Here is a 20,517-nt window from a genome sequence, read left to right as displayed (position 1 = left end):
AGCTCCTCTTTTGGCTTATTTTAGACGGGCGTGCTCAACTCGGCGCCGTCTGCGTTGCGAACGGCTTTCTCCCGCGGCTTCTCCAGGCTGATCCATATAAGCCCGAGCGCAATCAAAACCCCGCCGGCGATCTGCCCGGTATTGATTTGCTCATCGTACATCACAACGCCGGTGACAAGCGCCGCAGCCGGGACGACGTAGCGGAAAAAGTTCCCCCGCGCTGCGCCCGCTTTCAGCATGCAGCTGTTCCATACGACAAAGGCGATGAACGTGCAGAAGAGCACATTGTACAGAACGACGAAAATGTCCAGCGTCTGGATTTGGCCCCATGCCACCTTGCCCCAGCCCGTCAGCGTAAAAGGAGTCAGAAAGACGACTCCGAACAGAATGTACCAACTGCTGACGCGCAGCGGTGAATACTTTTTCATCAGCGGCATGCAGGCCAGATTCGTTAATGCGCCGACTATGCTGACGCCGAGCGCCAGCAAATTTCCGAGCATATGCTCGGATTTGAAATCCAGGCTTTGTTCGCCGCCCGTAATGATCAGAACGACGCCGGCCATGGCGAACAGACCTCCAAGCAGCAGCCTGCGGGTAATGGCCTCGCTCGTGAAGAACGGCGTGAACAAAGCGGCGAAAATCGGCCACGGAGCCACGTTCAGCAGCGAGGAATTGGCGAGCGTCGTAAATTTGATCGAGTACATAACCGCCATTTCAAGCACCGTAATCGCAAAAAAGCCAATAATCATCAGCTTCCAGATGTCTTTTCGCTCTACGCCGACCGACTTTTCCTTCACTTTCAAAAACAGGAACAACAATGGAACCGCTAACGAAAAACGCAAAAAAGTAGACAACTCCGGTCCGAAAGTCCCCATCGCCAATCTGGATACCCCGAAATTGACTCCCCATATCGCGGAAACCAAAATAAGTCCCGCATAAACCAGTATGCGTGCGTTCATCTTTCCCCATCCATCCATTCTATCGATTGTCTCTCTTTATCCGCTGGCGCACAACTTATCGCCGCACTCCTTCATAGTGTACGATGCGCGTCGGCTCCTGTCTATGAGAGAATAGCCGCACGGCGGCGCGAACAACCCCTGCCGATGTTCGGCAGGGGCTGTTCCATGTTCCAAGGCATGTTTATCACCGCAGCGCCGCCAGATCGAATTTCGGCACGAGGCCTTCCTCCGCCGCCCGGCTGAGCAGCGCATGCACAGCCGCATAGCCGCTTTCTCCCAAGTCCGCGGTAAACTCGTTGACGTATAAATCGATGTGGGCTTGCGCGACGTCCGGAGACAGCTCCTGCGCATGCCGCATCACGTACTCTTTCGATGCCTCGGGATTCGCCCAGGCGTACTTGACCGAGGCGCGAATCCAGCTGGAAATGAAAGCCGTATCCAGCGACCTGCGGGCGATGATCGCCCCGAGCGGAATCGGCAGGCCAGTGTCTTCCTCCCACCAGCTGCCCATGTCGGCCACGAGGCTCAGCCCGTACGACGGGTACGTGAAGCGCGCTTCGTGGATGACCAGGCCGGCGTCGATCAGGCCGTCCCGCACGGCAGGCATAATTTCGTGGAACGGCATGACCACGATCTCGCCTACGCCGCCGGGCACGCGCTGCGCCGCCCACAGGCGGAACAGCAGGTAGGCCGTCGATCGCTCGCTGGGCACGGCTACCCGTTTGCCGGCCAGCGCCGCAGGATTGCCGGCGCTGCTCTCTCCACCGCGCGTCAGCACGAGCGGGCCGCAGCCCCGGCCGAGCGCGCCGCCACATGGCAGCAGCGCATACTCGTCCAGCACCCACGGCAGTGCGGCGTACGAGATTTTGAGCACTTCCGGTCCGACGCCGCTGGCCGCCAAACCGTTCGTGATATCGATATCCGCATAAGTGACATCGAGCTGCGGAGCGCCCTGGATCAAGCCGTGAGCCCAGGCATGAAAAACAAAAGTATCGTTCGGACAAGGTGAATATGCGATTTTCATGATAGAACCTCCTGTAATACCGGGCCGGCCGCTTCAAGCGCCGCCAGCGCATCGCCGATCCGCCAGGCGGACCGGTCGCGCGGCCCGACTGCATTGGAGATCGCGCGGATCTCCAGGAACGGCACGCCGCGTAACCCAGCGGCAGCGCCTGCGCCGTAGCCCTCCATCGCCTCGGCCGCAGCCCCGGGCACGCGCGCGGCCAACGCCGCGGCGGTCGCCGCGGTGCCGGTCACCGTCGACACGGTGAGCACCGGCCCCGTCCGGGCCGCCAGCCCGGCCTGCTGCAGCGCCGCGCTGAGGCGCTCGGCGAGGGCCGCGGCGACCGGCACGCGCGCGGAGCCAAAGCCGAGCTCGTCCAGGCTGGCGAAGCCGTCCGCGGTCTCCGCGCCCAGATCGGCGGCGACGACCTCGCCGGCCACGACGAGCGAGCCGATCGCGGCTTGTCCGGCAAAACCGCCGGCGATCCCGGCCATCACGACAAGCCCGTATTCGCCGGCGGCGAGCGCCGCAGCCGTATTCGCCGCGGCTGCGGCGGCGCCGACCCCCGCCGCGATGACGTCAAACCGGCCGGCTCCGCGGAGACCGCGCAGGACGGCTTCCTTTTCCGCATCGACGGCGGTTATGACAAGTATGCGCTTTGCTGTATCGAACTCCATTTCCCCAAACTCCTTCGTGTACATCCTGTTAGTTCCCTTACACAAAGGTATCTCGTTCTGCACATAAAGTAAAGAGCAACAGCCTGAGCCTATCCCTTCAGCCCCGAATTGGCGATGCCTTCAACGAACCATTTTTGACAAATAAATACAACGATAAGCAGCGGTACTAGACCCGAAACGGAAGCGGCCATCACAAGCGGATAGTTCGTGCCGAATTCGTCCGAATAGTTCGTGAGCCCGAGCGGAATCGTGTACAGTGCTTTGTCCCGCAAAAAAATGAGCGGATTCTCGAAATCGTTCCAATGCCACGTAAACGTCAAAATGAGCAGCGTGACGAGCGCGGGCTTCGTAAGCGGCAGGCACACCCGCCAAAATATGCGGAAGTAACCGGCCCCGTCGATTCGCGACGCTTCCAGCAGTTCCTGCGGAATCGTGCTGAAAAACTGGCACATCAAAAACGTGCCGAACACCGTAAAAATGCCGGGCAATATGAGCGCTTCATGCGTGTTGATCAAACCGAGCCAGTCAAACACGATAAACCTCGGCACCAGCAGCACCTGGGACGGAATAATCATCGTCGCCAAATAGAGCAGAAAAATCGCTTCGCGCCCAGCGAAATTGATTTTGGCGAAAGCAAATCCGGCAAGCGAGCTCGTCAGCAAACTGCCGGCGACCGTCAGAAGCGTGATTTTGAGCGAATTCCCGTAATATACGTAAAAAGGCGTCTTGCCTCCCCATACCGTCTCGTAATTGTCCAGATGAAACGTTGCGGGAATCCACCGGACCGGGAAGGCGAATATTTCTCCCATCGTTTTGAACGACGCGGATATCATCCAGACGAAAGGAACAATCATCAGCACGCCCAAACCCAGAAACAGCAGCGTCATGCCCAGCTTTACCCAGATTGCGGCGCGCCCTGTCGTTGCTTCCTGCATTGTTCTCCCCTCCAGCTACATGATGTGCTGCGATTTCTTCTGGCTCTGCCACTGCAGCAGCGTAACGATAAAAATGATGACGAATAAAACCCATGAAATAGCCGCCGCATAGCCCATTTTGTTGTACTGAAACGCCATCAGGTAGATGTGATAGGAAAGCACCAGCGTGGCGTTCATCGGCCCGCCCTGCGTCATGACCGCGACCGCGCCGAACACCTGAAACGAAGCGATGACGAGCGTGACGGCGATCAGAAAGCTGGTCGGCCGGAGCATCGGCACGGTAATTTGCAGCAATTGCCGCAGCTTGCCCGCCCCGTCCATGCCTGCGGCTTCATACAGATCCCGGGGAATTCCCTGGAGCCCGGCCAAATAAATGATCATCGTGTAGCCGATATACATCCACACGGTCATGATCATGATCGCCGGAAGCGCCCAATGCGGACTCGCCAGCCAGCCCGGCGGATCGCCGATGCCGACGGAGCGGAGCCATTGGTTGATCGGCCCTTCTTTGGCGTTGTACATGACGCTCCACACGATGCCGACGGCGACGACGCTGCTGACGTAAGGCAAAAAAAACAACGTGCGGATCAATTGCTTCAAATACACATATTGATTCAGCAGCACGGCAACGATCAGGCCGACGACCATTGCGGCAGGGACGGTTACGGCTGTAAACACGACCGTGTTCGTCAGCGATTTCGCGAACCAATCGTCCTCCGCCATATGGGCGAAGTTGCCCAGACCGATCCATTCCAAACCTTTTAACCCCTTCAAATAATCCCACTCCGTAAATACGAGAATCATGCTGAACGCAATCGGCACCAGAACGAAGCAAAGAACACCGAGCAAATTCGGCAAAATAAACAAGTAGCCGGCCAAGTTCTCCTCCATCCGGCGCCGCTTCCATACACGACGCATAGGCGTCCCTCCAGTACTATTCGCGCAGCCACCGGCTTCCGCCAAGGTGAAAAAAAGCGCCTTCCAGTCTCTTGACCAAAAGGCGCGATGAGCTGCCTGATTATTTTTTGGCCGTTTGAATCGCTTTATCCGCGCGCGTTTTTGCCGCTTCGACCGCCTGGTCCAACGTTTGCGCGTTCATGACGTATTTCTCGGTTTCTTCCTTCAAAATCTTTTTCAGCTCCGGCAAAGCCGTCAAGTTGGTCCGGTCCACAAAGGTGTATTGTGCGGACAAAAACGATTTCAGCGAGTCCATGTCGAACAGCTTCGCGGAGTCGCCGACCAGCAGGCTGACGACTTTGTCGGCATCGGCCTTTTTGTTGACGGGGAGCCGTCCGCCGGCAACCATCGGCATGCTGCCTTCCGTTACGTACCAGCTTATAAATTTGAATGCGGCGTCAGCGTTCGGCGTATTTTTGTTGATAGAAATATAATCGCCCATGCCGCCAATGTTGTTGTTCGTGCCTTTCTGGAATTGCGGTTCAGGAGCAAAAGCGACGGAAAAATCGCGGGGAAAGCTTTTCACGTCCTTCACATAGCGGATCAGGAAGTTGCCGCCGTAGACCATCGCCGCTTTGCCGGTGAGCAGCTCATTTTGGATCGCCAGCTTGCCTGCGAGCGCATCGGCCCATTTGACGGTCAAGCCTTTGTCCTCCATCTGCTTTTGCAGTTCCATCCCTTTGCGTACGGCGGCATGGTTGAAATTCGACGAGCCGTCCGCCGCAAAATAAGGGTCTTTCGGCTGCGCAGCCGTCAAACTGTATTCCGCGATCGGATCGAATCCGGGGTTGACGAAAGCGCCCTTGCGGTCGCCTTTGTTCAGCTTCCCGGCCAGCTCCGCGAATTCGTCCCACGTCCAGCCCGCCGCCGGCACTTTGGCGCCGATTTCATCGAGGGCCGCTTTGTTGAACAGCACGCCGTTAATATTTTTCGTCGCCGGCAAATAGTGCAGGCCGCCATCGATCTTTTTCACATTGGCGCTGCCGATAATGCCGTCCAGATCGAAATTTTGCTTGGCGATGTAGTCATCCAGCGGCTTTGTAATTCCCGCCCGGACGCGTTTCACGAGCCGGTCGTCGCCGTAGCTGATGAAGATGTCCGGCGTATCCGACTGGGAAATGAGCGCGGTGTCGAGCTTCGTGTTGCCTGCATCGTCATTGACGTAACGCACATACTGGATCTGGATGTCCGGGTTCGCTTTATTCCAGTTCGCTACGACGTCGGCCGGACCGCTTTCTTCGGGAACGCCGCCCCACAGCTTTAACGTAACAGGCTTCTTCGCCTCGACAGTAGGCTGCGCCGACGGTTCCGCACTGGATTTCACCGCTTTTTCTCCTGTGCAACCGCTTACCAACAAGGATATCGAAAACATAGCCGATAACCAGACTGCCATTGACCTTCTCATATTCGGGCTCCCCTTTTCACGCTTTAATTTTTCACCTTCATGAAGTTGATTTTATTGTAGAGGATCGGCCTGTTTGCAGGAATGGCATTTTCTCAGCGAAATCAGGCCATTTGTAAGGTGTTAGTCGCGCTGCAAAAACAGCTTTCTAAACTCGGTCGGGTGCATGCCTTCGATTTTTTTGAACAGCTTGCTGAAATGATTCGGATCGGCATACCCTACCTTTTCCGATATTTCATATATTTTGAAGGCGGGATCTTTTAGCATTTCCCTTGCTTTCTCCAGCCTCACGCGGGTCATGTAGTCGATGATCGTCTCTCCGGTTTCTTTCTTGAACAATCCGCTTAAATAATTCGGGGCAAAACCGGCTTCCTTCGCCAAATCGGGCACTTTAAGCGGCAAATGGTAGTTGTGCCGGATGTTTCGGGCTATCGCTTGTATTTCCGGCTTCCATCGTTTGCCTGCAAGATGTTTGACATATTCCACATAGATAGGAATCCAGCCCTGGAACCATTGATGGATCTCTGCGAGGGATTGCGCGCGGCGGACTGCACGGTGGGGGTAGATGTGCCGGTAAGGGGGAACGGAGTACAAGTCTCCGCCATGCTTTTTGCAATAGGCGCCGAGCATGTGCAGCAGATTCATCCAACGCTCCCGCACGGCTTCCGGATGGAGCGGCGGATGCCGCGGCAAATCTGCGACCGAATCGTCCAGCGCGCGGATCATGTCGGCCGCCTGATGCCGGTCCAGCATGCGCTCCCATGCGGCTGCATCCCAGAGCTGCCCGGACGCTGCGCCGGCGAACGGCTGCAAACGCTCCGACCAAAGCACGGTGCCAGGGCCTTCGTAAAACCGGTGCTCGAGCGCACGCGCCGCTTCCGCCGCAATGGCCGCCACCTGCCGGATATCGCGGCATTCCGGCGAAATGCCCATGCTCAGCGATAGACGCAGCAGCGTGGCAATGGCGCTGCCCATCTCTTCCGGCATGACCGGATGAAAGCGCTCTTGAAGAATCGCGTATTGGCCCGCGTCGATTTGCACAAGCTCGCCTTTGCCGTACTTCTTCATAATCTCCTGCAAAATGTTCGTCACGCTGTAATTCAGCAGCCGTTCGCTTTTGAACGTATTGTGCTCGACGACTTGATCGTAATCGTCAATGACCGCATACACCAGCCGGTATGCATCGTGCAAACCCGGAAGGTCGAACTCCGTCCAAATTTCCCGGATTTCTTTGCCCGAGCATTGCTGGGTCAGCAGGTCGCGCAGCCGGTTTTCTTTCACTTCCCGGCCATACTGCTTCATTTTGAACGTCTGGTACGATTTGTCTATCGCATCCTGCCGCTCGTCGATCAGCTCCCGCTTGACGCGGTCCAGCTTGGCCAGCAGCTCGGCCGGCTCCATGGTCAGCTTCAGCATGTAATCGGAAGCCCCGCATTGCAGCGCTTTTTGCACATATTCGAAATCGCTGTGATTGCTGAGAATGATCACCTTGGCCGAATCGCCGGACGCCTTGATTTGCTGGAGCAGCGCGAGGCCGTCCATCTCCGGCATGCGAATGTCCGTGAGCACAATATAGTAAGGATAAGGCCGGAGCAGCTCCAGCGCCTCGACTCCGCTGGCGGCTTCGCCGATCAGATCGAATCCGTGCTCCTGCCACGGAATCAGGCTTTTGAGGCCGACTCGGATAAATATTTCGTCGTCGACGATCAGAAGGGGGATCATCGGACGCTCACCTCGCTTTGCAGCGGAATATGGATGGCGACTTCCAGGCCTTGCCCGATTCCGCCGCCGACCTCTATGCCGAATTGCCGGCCGAAAAACCGCTGAATCCGCTCATGCACGTTGTGCAGCCCCACTCCGCTGAATTTGGCGTGCGGCTGTTCCATGCTTTCCTGCACCTGCTTCAGCTTCTCGGGCGGCATCCCCATCCCGTTGTCGGTAACGCGCAAGATGACTCGGCCAGCCTGCTCCTCGGCGGCAATGCGAATATGAAGCTGCTGCCGGCGGCCGTGGATAATGCTGTTCTCCACGATCGGCTGCAGCGTGAATTTCAAAATCGCGTACGTCCGAATCCGCTCGGGTACATCAATATGCAGCATGACATGATCGTGGTATCTCATCTTCTGGATATTCATATACATTTCCAAATATTCCAGCTCCTCTGCGACGGAGATCAGCTCCCGGTCATGTCTCATGGAAAATTCGAGCAGCCGGCCAAGCGTCGTAATCATGTGACTGACGTGCTCGTCGCCCGACAGCATCGCCCGCCATTTGATCGAATTCAGCGTATTGAACAAAAAGTGGGGATGAATCTGGGCCTGCAGCGCCTGAAACCGCGCTTCCTCCCGCTGCCGTTGTTCTTCCGCAGCCAAATCGAGCGATTGCTTCAGCTGCGCCGTCATCTTGTTGAAATAAACGCCAAGCAGCGAAATTTCGTCTCTGCCCTTAACTTCCACCTTCGTCTCGAAATCCCCGGCGCCAAGCCGCTTCATGGAATGCGCCAGCAGCCGGATCGGCTCGGTAATCCGAAACATGAAGTAAACGAAAATCAAGGTGAATGCGATAAACCAGATGAGCATCCATGAAAAAGAACGGTCCGTTGCGCTCTGCAGTTGGGCGTTGAATTCCTGCTGCGGCATAAGCTGGAGCACCTTCCATTTGAACTCGGGCAGCTCCGCAGCGTTCAGCAAAAACTTGTCGCCGCCCAGCGTCAGCTTGTTTCCGGACATCGCGGACAAGCCGCCCTGCAGCGCCTGCAGCTCTTGCGGTGAAATTTCGCTGCTGCCGGCAAGCAGGCCGCCCTGTTCGTCAATGATGAACGTTTTCATCGATAGGTCCGATTGCGCCAAAGTGCCGAGCAAGGAATCCGTCGGTACCCCGATAAACACAATTCCGTAACCGCCCGACGTCCGGTCTCCCATCACAACCCGCGTAACGACGGTTAAATCCCGAATCCGGTTAACGTCGCCGTCATGAATCCATGTCCGGTAGGACAGCTCCCAATTCGGCCTGCCGTTCAAAGCAATCGTCCGCTGATACCAGCCGGCACCGGCAAACTGCGCGAAATCGGCGGTGATATCCGGCGAGAACCATGTAGAATGCACGTACCCGCGAAAATCGATCAATGCCATGAACGCATGGTCGTCGACCAAAATATCCCTTGTCGACTGCAGCTTTTTTTGCAGCTGGGTCAGCCGTCTGGACGCCTCATACCGGCGGCTCCAGTCCACATCCGAGGTTAAGTACTGCATCACCTCGGAATCGTTGACCAGAAGCGTCGACGCTCTCAGCATCCGGGTCGTCAAATCCGATATGGCCGCGGCTTTTTGGCTGACCAATTCCTGGTTCGAAGCAATCAGCTTTTCTTCAATGATTTTTTCCGAATAGGAGCGGTAGTTAAAAAAAATGTAAGTATAAGGAAGGAGGATAAAAAAGAACAAAGTGAGCAGGATTTTATCGCGGAGAGAAGAAACATGCAGCTTGTTGACCCATTTCCTCATAAGCGCAAGCACCATACTTTCCTAAGGGGGTAAAGTTTGCGATTTATTTAATTTCACACCTTATTGGTTCCCTCCGTTTCATTATATGGGCGATTGTTTATTTCGGCGCAGCTCCCGGCTCCTGGCGCGTAGTGTTGCGCTGCATGACGGCGGCCGGTCGAGCACAAACGCTTACATTTGTGTTTTCAATTGTCATCGGCTGCCGATGCAAACCTCGGAAAACTTGCGAATCGCGGGCGGCGCAGCCGCAGGCCCCACACGGCTGCGGACTGCAGCCGCTCTTTCTCAACTAGCGCCTCTCATGCCATCGGTTGCTGCGCTGAAGTGGGAAGGGGGCACAAAGTGGCTTGGCAGGGCGAAAACCTGCAAAAGTGCAGGTTTTTTCCGGAGAAGCGGTTCGTTTTGGTGAAAAGCCTGCGAAAGTGCAGGAATTTTCGATGAAAATGAATCTGAGCCCCTATTCGCGGCTAAAAGCCTGCACAATTGCAGGAATTTTTCGTGGCAAGGGATCAAGGATGCAAATTCATGTATTTTTGCAGGTTTTCTTCGTGAAACCAGACAGATTGTGCAATCGGCTCGGGCGTATGGGTTTCTGGCAGCCTGCTCATTTGCCAGCTTTCTCCGCATGCCAAGTAGTTGCTTCCTCTAGCTCGCAATCCCCATAATTTTACATTCTCCTCTTCGCGCAACCAGGCAGATTGTGCGACTGGCTCGGGTATATGGGTTTCTGGCAGCCTGCCCAATTGCAGGCTTTCTCCGCACTGCCAAGCAGTTGCTGCCTCTAGCGTGCGAAATGCACTGGTTTCCATCTGCTACGCTTGTAAAGCTTGAAACTACAGCAGCAGATCTGATTATTTTCATTCTGCGGGGTGACTATCCCCGGCGTTGCGGGAGTTTTTGCAGGCTTTCCACGAGCTGCCGGCGATGCGCCGGGTCGGGTTCCGCACTCAGCGCATCTGCCGGACTCCATAACTGTGCTATGATCAGCCGCCTGCGAATATTCCTCCCTCCCCTTCTATCTCATGACCTTCTTCCATTTCCGGTACCCTCTGCGCAAGAAATTCAACATAAAGTCCGGAAACGGAAGACGGCTGATCCACGGGAAATAGAAACGGTCGTATGCCTTTTTCAAATCGTCCCACATCGTACAGGGCTCCCGCTTCAAAAAATCCGAAACGTCGACTACGATGCCTCTGCCGTCTTTCATCATGACGTTTTTCCCGTGCACATCGTGCGGGAACAGCCCTTTGCCGGCCGCATAGGCCAAAGCCTGATCGATGTCGCGGATCACCTGGCGCCGAATCGGAATCCCTTTGCGCATGCAGTTATATAGAGTGACGCCCGTGAGACGCCGCAAAATCAAAAAGTTGCGTCCTTCATAGATGCACTCCGAATAAGCCGGATGCCGGCCAAGACGCCTGTATACCTCGGCCTCGTCTTCGAGTCCCGGCCGGCCGGGCGCATATACTTTGGCCACCCAATCGGGAAAGTCAGGGTGGGCCAGCACGGCCGCGTAGTTTCCGGCACCGAGCAGCCGCCACGGCTCAGGGACATGATAGACGGCGATCGGCTCGTCGGGCTGCTCGCTGGCTATGCGCAGGTGAGGCAGCAGCTCAGCTTCGATGCGTGCAGCCATCGGCCCTGCAATTATGTGTGCCGCAGCCGCACTCGGGAAGTTGCCCTTAGATTCCACCATAAACGTTCGAATCTCTTCCTCTCTCCAAAAAAGCTCGGCGGTCTTCAGCCGCTCGCATTCATAATTGCACACGTTGTCCCCTTTGGTCAACTGGGTGCCGTCTGCCGGCAAAAGAAAAAGGAACTTCGATCCGCAGGCGGACCCAAGTTCCTAAATCTGTTTACTCGTTCAGCGCTTTTTGCAGCGCCGCCAAGTTTTGCTTCATAATGCCGATGTAGTCCAGCTTGTTTTTCTTATCCTCGTCCGTCAAACCTTCGAGCGGATTCAACACATCGGTCTTTGCGCCGATTTCTTTGGCGATCGTTTGGGCGATTTTCGGATCGACCAGCGTTTCGAAAAAGATCGTCTTGACCTGACGCTCCTTGGCAAACTTCACGATGCCCGCCATTTTTTCCGGGGACGGCTCCTGCTCGGGGGATAGTCCGGCAATCGGAACTTGCGTCAAGCCGTACTCTTTGGCCAAATAACCGAAAGCTGCGTGTTGGGTGACAAAATCTTTATGCTTTACGCCGCTTAGCCCTGTTCGATACGATTGGTCAAGCTCTTTCAGCTTCGCTATGTAAGTATCGGCATTTTTCTTGTAGTCGTCCTTGTGGGCGGGATCGGCTTGTTCGAGCGCCGCCTCGATGGCAGCCACTTCCTTTTGGGCCAGCGTGGGACTCAGCCAAACGTGAGGATCGAGAACTTTGCCGTCCTTCGCCTCCTGCTGCTTATGGTCGTCCGCGTGTTCCCCCTCGTCCTCGTCGGGCAGCCCTTCCATCAGCTCGATCCCTTTGCTCGCCTGCACAACTGTGCGCTTATCGTTCGCGGCGCTCTCCAGCGCCTTGTCGACCCAGCCTTCGACGATACCGTTATAGACGAACACGTCAGCTTCCTTGATTTGCGCCATATCTTTGGCGCTCGGCTCCCAATCGTGCGGCTCGGCGCCGGCCGGAATGAGACCGATGACATCGGCATGGCTGCCGACGATTTGCTGCGTAAATTCGACCATCGGGTAAAAGGTCGCGACAATTTTTAACGGCTTGCCGCTAGCGGCAGCGCTCGGCGACGGCGCGGAGTTCGTCCCCGCCGTAGGCGGACTGGCGGCTCCTGCTCCCGTTTGCGCCGTATTGCTGCCGCAGCCTGACAGCAGCAGCGCGGCCGCAGCCGCCGTCATCATCGTTTGTTTCCATGTTCCTTGCATGTGTATTCCTCCTGAACTTATATGAAATGTAAGAACTTATTGAATGGTTGAATCCTTGGCATAGCGGGTCGCCGATCTTGAAACAGCCGGTTCCGGGGCAGCGGGTTCAGCGGCAGCCTGCCGGCGGTTGATGCGCTTGCCCAGTTGGAGCAGCAGCTTTTTGATGCCTATGCCGGCGACCAGAAAAACGAGCAGCACGATGGCGATCGTTCCGCCGGGAGGCGTGCTCAGCTGATAGGAAGCCGTCAGGCCGGAGAAGACGCCGATCAGGCCGATAGCCATAGCAAGGCCGATTGCGGCCGAGAAGCTCGGCGCAAGGCGAATCGCCAGCGCGGCAGGCAGCACGATCAGCGAGGAGACGAGCAGGACGCCGACGACCGGCATCGCCGCCGCCACGATCATCCCGGTAACGACGCTGAACAGCAGCGATATGCGCTTCACCGGGAGGCCGCTTGTCTGCGCGGTTTCCTCGTCAAACGTGATCTGGTACAAAGGCCTGCGGAACGCGTAGAAAAAACAGCCTCCGATCAGCGCGACCGCGCACATCAAGGCGAGCTCGGTCCCGTTCACGGCAACGACCGACCCGAACAAGTACGACGAAAAGTTTTTGTTGATGCCCTGATTCAAGCTCATCAGCACGACCGCGCCGGACAAGCCGCCGATCATGATGATCGCTATCGAAATCTCGCTGTACGTTTTGTAGGACCTGCGCACATATTCCACGACGACCGCACCGATTGCCGCCACGGCAAAACCGGTCAAAGTCGGGTTCAGATGCAGGTACGCTCCGGCCGCAACGCCGGCCAGCGACACATGCGAAAGCATGTCGGCCATGAGCGCCTGGCGGCGAAGCATCAGGTACACCCCCAGCACCGACGCTAACAGCGCGATTATTCCACCGGCACAAAATGCCCGCTGCATGAAGTCGAAGTGCAGCATTTCCATCCGCCATCCTCCTTCTTTTCAAGCTCGATGATGCGGTCGAGGTATGCGCGGACTTCCGGCAGCCCGTGCGTCACCATGACGACCGTAGTGCCGTGCTCCTTCACCTGACGGTGCAGCAGCTCATAGAAAGCGTACCGGCTGTCCTGATCCATGCCCGTCGTCGGTTCGTCCAGCACGAGCAGATCCGGCTCCTGCGCCAGCGCGCGGGCGATGACGATGCGCTGCTTTTGCCCGCCGGAGAGCTCGCCGATCTTGCGGCTGCGCTGCTCCCACAGGCCGACCTGGCGCAGCGCCTTTTCCGTCTGCCGGTGATCCTCGTTCGTCAGCCTGCGAAGCCACGAGCCTCTGGCGTGCCTGCCCGACCGCACGAACTCGACAATCGTGCTCGGGAAGCCGCCGTTAAATGCTGCGATCTGCTGCGAGACGTAGCCGACAACGAGCTTCTTTCCCGCCCGGTTCGACGGCGCCAGGTACGCTTCTCCGCTCCATGGCTGCAGCAGCCCAAGCATAAGCTTGAGCAGCGTCGTCTTCGAAGCGCCGTTAGGCCCCGTCACGGCGACGAATTCGCCGGCAAATACGTCGATGCTGGCCTCTTCCAGACAGGGTACGTCCCGATAGCCGAACGATACTTGTTTCAGCGATGCTAGCAGCATAAGCTCACCTCTTTTACATGTAATCATTACGATTAAACTCGAAAAAGAAAATCGAGCCGACTCGATATTAAATAGTAATTATTACGTATTAGATCATAGCAACGTCCCGTCTATTCGTCAATGCTTTTTTTCCGGCTTGCAGTGGCGCGCGTCTCGCGCAGCATTTGCCAAGCAGCCTGGAGCTGCTGTATGATCACATTATGCTAATAGTAATCATTACTTTTTAATAGCATGTTCCGCCGGTTTTCAGAATAAGTATGTGACAAAACATCAACCACGTTCATGGAGGAACCCGATGAAAATTCCTGTTTTCGTATTAAGCGGATTTTTGGGGAGCGGCAAGACGACTCTGCTGATGCAATTGTTGAAAGAAACGAGAAACCGCGGCTTGCGGCCGGGCATCTTGATGAATGAACTCGGCAGGCAGGACGTGGACGGGAACATTGTGGACGAGGCTGCCGGGCTGGCGGTCGAAAAGCTGCTGGACGGCTGCGTATGCTGCAGCAAAAAAGAGGAATTGGCCGGATGCCTGAAGCTGCTGCTCGGGCAAAAGCCCGCCGTCCTCTTTATCGAGCTGACAGGCGTCGCCAACCCGGAAGAAATCGCCGACGCGCTGACGGAACCGGGTCTTCTGGGCGTTGTCGCACTGAAACAAATCGTCACCGTACTGGACGCCGAGCACGTGCTGGAGTACAACAGCATTTTCTCCTCCGACAGACAGCTTGTCGCCACGCTGCGGAAACAAATAGAGGCGGCCGATCTGATTTTGATCAACAAAACCGACCTCGTCCCGCCTGCACAGCTGGCCAAAATCGAAAAAAGCGTCCGCAAGCAAAACGAGAAATCGCTCATCGTCCATACCGTGCGCAGCCAAATCGACGTCAGCCCCTTGCTCGCCAGCATCGCCTCCCACGAGCCCGCTCCGCTGTCCGTCCGGCCTTTCCGCATGCTCAAATCGGTAACGGCTGTTAAGCGTGAGGCAGAAGACCACGTTCACAAACACGAGCAAAACCTCTCCTACTCGCGCGTGCAAACCGTCACACTGCCCTGGCACACGGCCGAATCGGTATCCAGGCAGAGGCTGGAACAGTTTCTCGCCCGATGGAACAAACAGCTTTTACGGGCAAAAGGATATGTCGCTTGCGGGCCGCAGGGGACGACGATGCTGATGCAATTTGCCGGAAAAAGAACGTATTGGGAGCCATCGCAGTTTGCCGGCGATCCTTATGTCGTCTTCATCGGCATCGATCTGAACGCTGCGCTGCTGGAGAAAGAATGGTCGCGCCTGTTTGAAATTTCCTCCTGAACCCGTCTATACGAAGTCCGTTCGATCCGTTATAATAATCGTAAATATTATTATTTAGAGGTACATATATGCTGCAGGCACTCCAACTACCCGCTTTCATCGACACTACCAACCTGCAAACGTTCAAAACGATGTTTATCAGCATTATTTTGGAAGCTATTCCCTTTGTGCTGCTGGGCGTCGTTTTATCTTCCATTTTGCAGGTATTCGTATCCGAGAAGCTGATTCAAAAAATCGTCCCCCGCCATCCGGCGCTCGGTATCCTGTTCGCCTGCCTGATCGGCATCGTTTTCCCGGTTTGCGAATGCGGCATGATTCCGGTGGTCAGGCGGCTGATTCAAAAAGGAATGCCCGTCTACGTCGCGGTCGTTTTTATTTTATCCGGCCCGATTCTGAATCCGGTCGTGTACGCCGCTACTTACATGGCCTTTCGGACGCACACCGATCTGGTGTATGCACGAATGGGCCTGGCTTTTCTCGCAGCCGCCTTCATCGGCTTTGTTTTGTACAAAACGGTCAAACGCAGCCCGCTGCGCACGAGCATGGCCTCCTTCCAGCCGGAAGAACCCGAACCAGAGCGCCAGCCGAACAAGATAACCGCGACTTTGGCCCATGCGGCCGAAGAATTTTTTGAAATGGGCAAATTTCTTATGTTCGGCGCCATGCTGACAGCGCTGATCCAGACGTTCGTCGTCCGCGAAAGTCTCGGCGCCATCGGACAAGGCCCCGTCATCTCGCATTTGTTCATGATGGGCTTTGCGTACATCCTGTCCTTGTGCTCAACTTCGGACGCGTTTGTCGCTTCTTCATTTTTGGGCACGTTCTCCAAAGGTTCGCTGCTTACTTTCTTGGTGATCGGCCCGATGCTCGATTTCAAAAACACGCTGATGCTGCTCTCGGTGTTCAAAACGAGGTTCGTCCTGTTCCTCAGCCTTTTGATCGCGGTCACGGTGCTGCTCGGCTCGCTGCTCATCGAACGTTTGTTTTTCATCCAATAATGACAGGAGAGGGATTCATTGGTACATCAGCATTCGCATTCCGGCTCGCTGGCGCCGCATTACTTGCTGCGGGCCGGCATTTTGCTGGCATTCGCCATGTTCATCGTCTATTTGACCAAAACGGACAACCTGGCCTACTACATCGCCCCCCGCATGCAAAGCTATGTCAAATATTCGAGCGTCGCGCTCTACGCCATCGCCATCTATCAGGTCTACCTCGGAATCGGCGCCTTGTGGGGCAAAAAGCAGGCCGATTGCGGGTGCGAACATCCCCCCTCGCGTTCGCGCTTGCGCAGTACGGTCGCTTATAGCTTGTTCGTGTTTCCTTTGCTTTTGGGCTTTTTGCTGCCCCATACCGCAATGAGCAGCGCACTGGCCGACAAAAAAGGGATGAATTTATCGACGGGCACGGCGGCCGCAGCGATCACCAAACAGCTGGCGGCAGCGGCCGAGAGCGACAAAGCGCTCGCCCCGCTCGCATCGGCTGCCCCTTCCCCCTCTCCGTCGGCGGCAGCGAATGCTCCGCAACCGCTCCCCGCAGCAGGCGGCGTGACGGATGAGCAGCTGAAAAAAATGTTCGTGGCGCCGGACGAGTATTCGGAAGATTTTGCGAAAATGGGAATGATCCTCTACAAGCGCGATCTGATTGCCGTGAAACCAGAAATCTACATGGAAGTTTTGTCCACTATCGATTTGTTCAAGCAAAACTTTTTCGGCAAAAAAATCGAACTGACCGGATTTGTGTACAGGGAAAAAGATATGAAACAGGATCAATTCGTCGTCGGACGGTTCGCCGTCTCGTGCTGCTCGGCCGACGCCTCGCCGTACGGCGTAATGGTCGACTTTCCGACAGCGAACCATCTGGACAAAGACACATGGGTGAAAGTCACGGGAACGATCGACAAAGGCAGCTACCAAAATAACGATATTTTTACGATCCATGCGACGAGCGTCGAAAAAATACCGGACCCGGGAACTCCTTACGTATATCCGAACTTCGACCCTATTCCCGAACTGAACAAATGACAACAAGCCGGAGCGGCCTGCTCCGGCTTCCTTCGTATCATTAGCGGGTTTCACGGTGAAGTGTAACTTTGTTCAGACGCGGGCAAAACTTTTTCAATTCCAAACGTCCTGGCGTGTTTCGTTTATTTTTCGTCGTCGTGTAGTTGCGATCCCCGCACTCCGTGCAGGCCAGTGTAATCGTAACGCGCATGCGGCTTCCTCCTTTCCAAGCGGTATCCCGGTTTTACTTGCCCATTCCGGCCAGCAGCTCCTCCAGCTGCTCGTTCGACGCATTCGGCAGCTCGTCTGCGAACCGGCTCCAATCCATCCGCATCTCCGCATCCGTCAGCAAGCAGCGGTCCAGCGATTCGATCAGCGCAGGCTTATCCAGCCCGATGCCGATGAGCACGAATTTCGTAACGCGGTCGCCGAAAACCGGGTCCCAATCCTGCAGCAGCTCAGGCTCCTCGGCCAAGATGGAAGCTTTCTCGGCTTCGGGCAGCGCAGTGACCCAGAAGCCGGCCGGTCCGATCTGGATCGAGGGCCCCGCCTGGCTCATATTTTGCGCCAGGTCGTGCCGTGTCGCCAGCCAGAGCATGCCTTTGGCCCGCACGATTTCTTCCGGCCAATCGGCCATCCAGGCGGTAAACCGCTCCGTATGGAAAGGCCTGCGCCGTTCGTAGACGAACGAAGAGATGCCGTATTCTTCGGTCTCCGGCGTATGATGGGCGTTCTCCAGCTCCTGCATCCAGCCGGCAGACACACTCGCTTCGTCAAAATTGAACAGCCCGGTGTTCAAAATATCACGCGGATCGACTTGACCGTTCGCGGTCCGGATCAATTTCGCCCGGGGCTGCAGCTTGCGCAGCACCCCTTCCAGTTCTTGAAGCTCCTCTTCATCGACGAGGTCGCACTTGTTCAGGAGCAGCACATCGCAAAACTCGATTTGGCTGATCAGCAGATCAACGACGTCGCGCGTATCGTCTTCGCCGACCGCCTGCCGGCGTTCGAGCAGCGTCTCCCCGGAGGAGAAATCGTGCCAGAAGCGGTAGGCGTCGACGACCGTTACCATCGTATCCAGGCGGCAGTACCGCGACAAATCGATATGATGCTCCTCGTCGATGTAGGTGAACGTTTGCGCAACCGGCACCGGCTCGCCGACGCCCGTCGATTCGATGAGGATGTAATCGAACCGACCTTCTTTGGCCAGCCGCTCCACTTCGCGCAGCAAATCCTCCCGCAGCGTGCAGCAGATGCAGCCGTTGGACATTTCGACGAGCTTTTCCTCCGTCCGGGATAATCCTCCCCCTTCTTTGACCAGACCGGCGTCGATATTCACTTCGCTCAAATCGTTGACGATAACCGCCACTTTAAGGCCGTCGCGGTTGTTTAAAACGTGGTTCAGCACGGTCGTTTTACCTGCGCCCAGGTAACCGCTCAGCACCGTAACCGGAATTTTTGCCGTATTTTCACTCATGCCTTAGGTGAACTCCTCTCATTCCGATTTTCCCGCCGCCTGCCTGCTTTCGCGCCCCTCCGAGCAATCCGAACAGTAGCCGTACACGTCGAATTTGTACTTGACCGGCTGGAACTGCCCCGGAAGGTCCGCAAACAGCTTGTGCGGCTCATAATCGCGCGGAATCGTTTTCTCGCAAGAAACGCAAATCAAATGATAATGCTCAAAATGCTCGTGCCCGCTGCAGCTCAGCTTAAACCGCACGGAACCGTCCAGAACGAACTGCTCGATAAGTCCGATCTCCGCAAACAGACGGATATTCCGGTATACGGTGTCATAGCTGACACCCGGACACTTGTGCGCCAAATCCGTATACACGTCCATCGCCGAAGCAAAGCCTGGCGTCTCCAGGAAAAAGCAAAGCGCGAGCCTGCGCTGCTTCGTAATTCGGACGCCGCGATGCGAAAGCCTGCGAATCATCGATTGCAGCCTTTCCGATGCGGAAGCGTCATGATCCGTCAGCCGATTATTCATAAGCAGCCTCCTCGCCGCCGGTTAAATAGACTACGATCTGGGGAGCGGATCGGCAAAGCTCCGCCAATTGCGTTCGCGCATCTCCTGCTCGGTCAACAGCGCCCGATCGAACAACTGCTCGATCTCCGGCCTGTTCAAGCCGATGCCGATAAAAACGAGCTTCGTTACTCTGTCGCCCCATACGTCGTCCCAATCCGGGGACTTGGGGTAATGTTCGCCGAAGTGGAACCGCCGCTCTTCCTCCGACAGCGCCGCAACCCACAAGCCTGCCACAGTCAGCTGCCTGGAAGCCCCTGCCTGCCCGAACACCATCGCCTGCGCATTTCTGGAGGCGATCCACATCAGGCCTTTGGCACGTATTATATCGCCCGGATACCGCTCAAGACATTCCGCAAGCCGCAGCGGGTGAAACGGCTTTTTTCGCTTATACACGAAGGAAGAGATGCCGTACTCCTCCGTTTCCGGCGTATGCGCTTCCTTTTCCAGCTCTTGAATCCAGCCTGCTGAACCGCTTGCCTCATCGAAATTAAATCTTCCCGTATGCAAAATCTCCTTCGGGTCGATTCGCCCGTGGGAAGTACGGATCAGCTTCGCTTTCGGCTGGAGCCCGCGGAGCCCTGCTTCCAGTTTCTCAAGCTCCGTCTCGGTGACGAGATCGCACTTGTTTATAATCAGCACGTCGCAAAATTCAATCTGATTAATGAGCAAATCGACGATGCCCCGGCTGTCATCCTCGCCGGCTTCCTGCCCGCGGTCTTTCAGCTTATCCCGTGACCGGTAGTCGTGCCAAAACTGGGCGGCATCCACGACTGTAACCATGCAGTCGAGCTCGGTCAAAGACGAGAGATTGATGCCGTTCTCATCGTCGATGTAGGTAAATGTTTGCGCGACCGGGATCGGCTCCCCGATTCCCGTCGACTCAATCAGGATGTAATCGAACTTCCGCTCCAAAGCCAGCTTCTCAACCTCGCGGAGCAAGTCTTCGCGAAGCGTACAGCAGATGCACCCGTTCGACATCTCCACCAGCTTCTCCTCTGTGCGCGACAGTCCCCCGCCGCCCCGCACAAGCTCGGCATCGATATTCACTTCGCTCAAATCGTTAACGATGACGGCCACTTTCAAACCGTCGCGATTGTTCAACACGTGATTCAGTACCGACGTTTTGCCGGCGCCCAAGTAACCGCTTAATACGGTGACAGGCAGCTTTTTATCCGGTACCCGCTGCGATTCCGCCATTATTCAACACTCTCCTTCGAGCAGCTTGACCCTGCATCCGGAACCAAGCATTTTTGTTTATATGTAATTATT

Annotated in this window: 20 protein-coding genes; 4 read left to right on the top strand and 16 right to left on the bottom strand. The window is 56.1% G+C overall.

The window, feature by feature from the left end:
* Positions 1–20: 20 nt before the first annotated feature.
* The 8 genes from AC3G2T_RS18590 to AC3G2T_RS18555 form a co-directional block, all read right to left on the bottom strand.
* On the bottom strand, positions 21–959 hold the full coding sequence (locus AC3G2T_RS18590) for a DMT family transporter (protein ID WP_474680732.1): 939 nt from the start codon (positions 957–959) through the stop codon (positions 21–23).
* 184 nt (positions 960–1,143) lie between these two features.
* Positions 1,144–1,983 (bottom strand): 1,4-dihydroxy-6-naphtoate synthase, encoded by an 840-nt coding sequence (locus AC3G2T_RS18585; protein WP_488436479.1) that lies wholly within the window; start codon positions 1,981–1,983, stop codon positions 1,144–1,146.
* Positions 1,980–2,639 (bottom strand): futalosine hydrolase, encoded by a 660-nt coding sequence (locus tag AC3G2T_RS18580; RefSeq protein WP_488436478.1) that lies wholly within the window; start codon positions 2,637–2,639, stop codon positions 1,980–1,982. The genes AC3G2T_RS18585 and AC3G2T_RS18580 overlap by 4 nt, the downstream gene beginning before the upstream one ends.
* Positions 2,640–2,728: 89 nt before the next feature.
* On the bottom strand, positions 2,729–3,574 hold the full coding sequence (locus tag AC3G2T_RS18575) for a carbohydrate ABC transporter permease (protein WP_488436477.1): 846 nt from the start codon (positions 3,572–3,574) through the stop codon (positions 2,729–2,731).
* A 15-nt stretch (positions 3,575–3,589) separates the two neighbouring features.
* Entirely contained in the window at positions 3,590–4,492 is a 903-nt protein-coding gene (locus tag AC3G2T_RS18570; RefSeq protein ID WP_474680728.1) for a carbohydrate ABC transporter permease, read from the bottom strand.
* 100 nt (positions 4,493–4,592) lie between these two features.
* Complete coding sequence (locus AC3G2T_RS18565; RefSeq protein WP_474680727.1) at positions 4,593–5,855, bottom strand: ABC transporter substrate-binding protein; 1,263 nt, start codon at positions 5,853–5,855, stop codon at positions 4,593–4,595.
* Between the two features lie 201 nt (positions 5,856–6,056).
* Complete coding sequence (locus AC3G2T_RS18560; protein ID WP_488436476.1) at positions 6,057–7,655, bottom strand: response regulator; 1,599 nt, start codon at positions 7,653–7,655, stop codon at positions 6,057–6,059.
* On the bottom strand, positions 7,652–9,433 hold the full coding sequence (locus AC3G2T_RS18555; RefSeq protein WP_488436475.1) for a cache domain-containing sensor histidine kinase: 1,782 nt from the start codon (positions 9,431–9,433) through the stop codon (positions 7,652–7,654). Before AC3G2T_RS18555 ends, AC3G2T_RS18560 begins: the two co-directional genes overlap by 4 nt.
* Positions 9,434–9,780: 347 nt before the next feature.
* Here AC3G2T_RS18555 and AC3G2T_RS18550 point away from each other — a divergent pair, with 347 nt between their 5' ends.
* On the top strand, positions 9,781–10,098 hold the full coding sequence (locus AC3G2T_RS18550) for a hypothetical protein (protein WP_488436474.1): 318 nt from the start codon (positions 9,781–9,783) through the stop codon (positions 10,096–10,098).
* A 350-nt stretch (positions 10,099–10,448) separates the two neighbouring features.
* On the opposite strand, the gene AC3G2T_RS18545 is transcribed toward AC3G2T_RS18550, so the two are convergent.
* The 4 genes from AC3G2T_RS18545 to AC3G2T_RS18530 form a co-directional block, all read right to left on the bottom strand.
* Positions 10,449–11,069 carry a serine/threonine protein kinase gene (locus tag AC3G2T_RS18545; RefSeq protein ID WP_474681035.1) on the bottom strand — a complete coding sequence of 207 codons (621 nt, stop codon included), beginning with the start codon at positions 11,067–11,069 and terminating at the stop codon, positions 10,449–10,451.
* 220 nt (positions 11,070–11,289) lie between these two features.
* On the bottom strand, positions 11,290–12,312 hold the full coding sequence (locus AC3G2T_RS18540) for a metal ABC transporter substrate-binding protein (RefSeq protein ID WP_474680723.1): 1,023 nt from the start codon (positions 12,310–12,312) through the stop codon (positions 11,290–11,292).
* A gap of 36 nt (positions 12,313–12,348) precedes the next feature.
* Positions 12,349–13,257 (bottom strand): metal ABC transporter permease, encoded by a 909-nt coding sequence (locus tag AC3G2T_RS18535; protein ID WP_488436473.1) that lies wholly within the window; start codon positions 13,255–13,257, stop codon positions 12,349–12,351.
* A complete protein-coding gene (locus tag AC3G2T_RS18530; RefSeq protein WP_488436472.1) occupies positions 13,203–13,910 on the bottom strand; it encodes a metal ABC transporter ATP-binding protein in 708 nt (235 codons plus the stop codon). Before AC3G2T_RS18530 ends, AC3G2T_RS18535 begins: the two co-directional genes overlap by 55 nt.
* A 295-nt stretch (positions 13,911–14,205) precedes the next feature.
* On the opposite strand from AC3G2T_RS18530, the gene AC3G2T_RS18525 reads away from it, so the two are divergent.
* The 3 genes from AC3G2T_RS18525 (at position 14,206) to AC3G2T_RS18515 (ending at position 17,240) form a co-directional block, all read left to right on the top strand.
* Positions 14,206–15,216, top strand: coding sequence for a CobW family GTP-binding protein (locus AC3G2T_RS18525; protein WP_488436471.1), 1,011 nt, complete (start codon positions 14,206–14,208; stop codon positions 15,214–15,216).
* Between the two features lie 68 nt (positions 15,217–15,284).
* Positions 15,285–16,214, top strand: coding sequence for a permease (locus AC3G2T_RS18520; RefSeq protein ID WP_488436470.1), 930 nt, complete (start codon positions 15,285–15,287; stop codon positions 16,212–16,214).
* Between the two features lie 18 nt (positions 16,215–16,232).
* The gene (locus AC3G2T_RS18515; RefSeq protein WP_488436469.1) at positions 16,233–17,240 is read left to right on the top strand and encodes a TIGR03943 family putative permease subunit; all 1,008 of its coding nucleotides are present in this window, start codon (positions 16,233–16,235) and stop codon (positions 17,238–17,240) included.
* 40 nt (positions 17,241–17,280) lie between these two features.
* Here AC3G2T_RS18515 and rpmG read toward each other — a convergent pair whose 3' ends face one another.
* The 4 genes from rpmG to AC3G2T_RS18495 are packed head-to-tail and all read right to left on the bottom strand — an operon-like array spanning position 17,281 to position 20,445.
* Positions 17,281–17,430, bottom strand: a complete 150-nt coding sequence (gene rpmG, locus AC3G2T_RS18510; protein WP_474680717.1) for a 50S ribosomal protein L33 — start codon at positions 17,428–17,430, stop codon at positions 17,281–17,283.
* A 33-nt stretch (positions 17,431–17,463) separates the two neighbouring features.
* Complete coding sequence (locus AC3G2T_RS18505; RefSeq protein ID WP_488436468.1) at positions 17,464–18,696, bottom strand: GTP-binding protein; 1,233 nt, start codon at positions 18,694–18,696, stop codon at positions 17,464–17,466.
* 18 nt (positions 18,697–18,714) lie between these two features.
* Positions 18,715–19,209 (bottom strand): Fur family transcriptional regulator, encoded by a 495-nt coding sequence (locus AC3G2T_RS18500; RefSeq protein ID WP_474680715.1) that lies wholly within the window; start codon positions 19,207–19,209, stop codon positions 18,715–18,717.
* Positions 19,210–19,239: 30 nt separating this feature from the next.
* Positions 19,240–20,445 (bottom strand): GTP-binding protein, encoded by a 1,206-nt coding sequence (locus tag AC3G2T_RS18495; RefSeq protein ID WP_488436467.1) that lies wholly within the window; start codon positions 20,443–20,445, stop codon positions 19,240–19,242.
* Between the last annotated feature and the right edge of the window lie 72 nt (positions 20,446–20,517).

The organism is Paenibacillus sp. sgz302191, assembly GCF_057749925.1.
The sequence above is the reverse complement of the archived record's forward strand: the minus strand, read 5'-3'. Positions and strand labels throughout refer to the sequence as shown.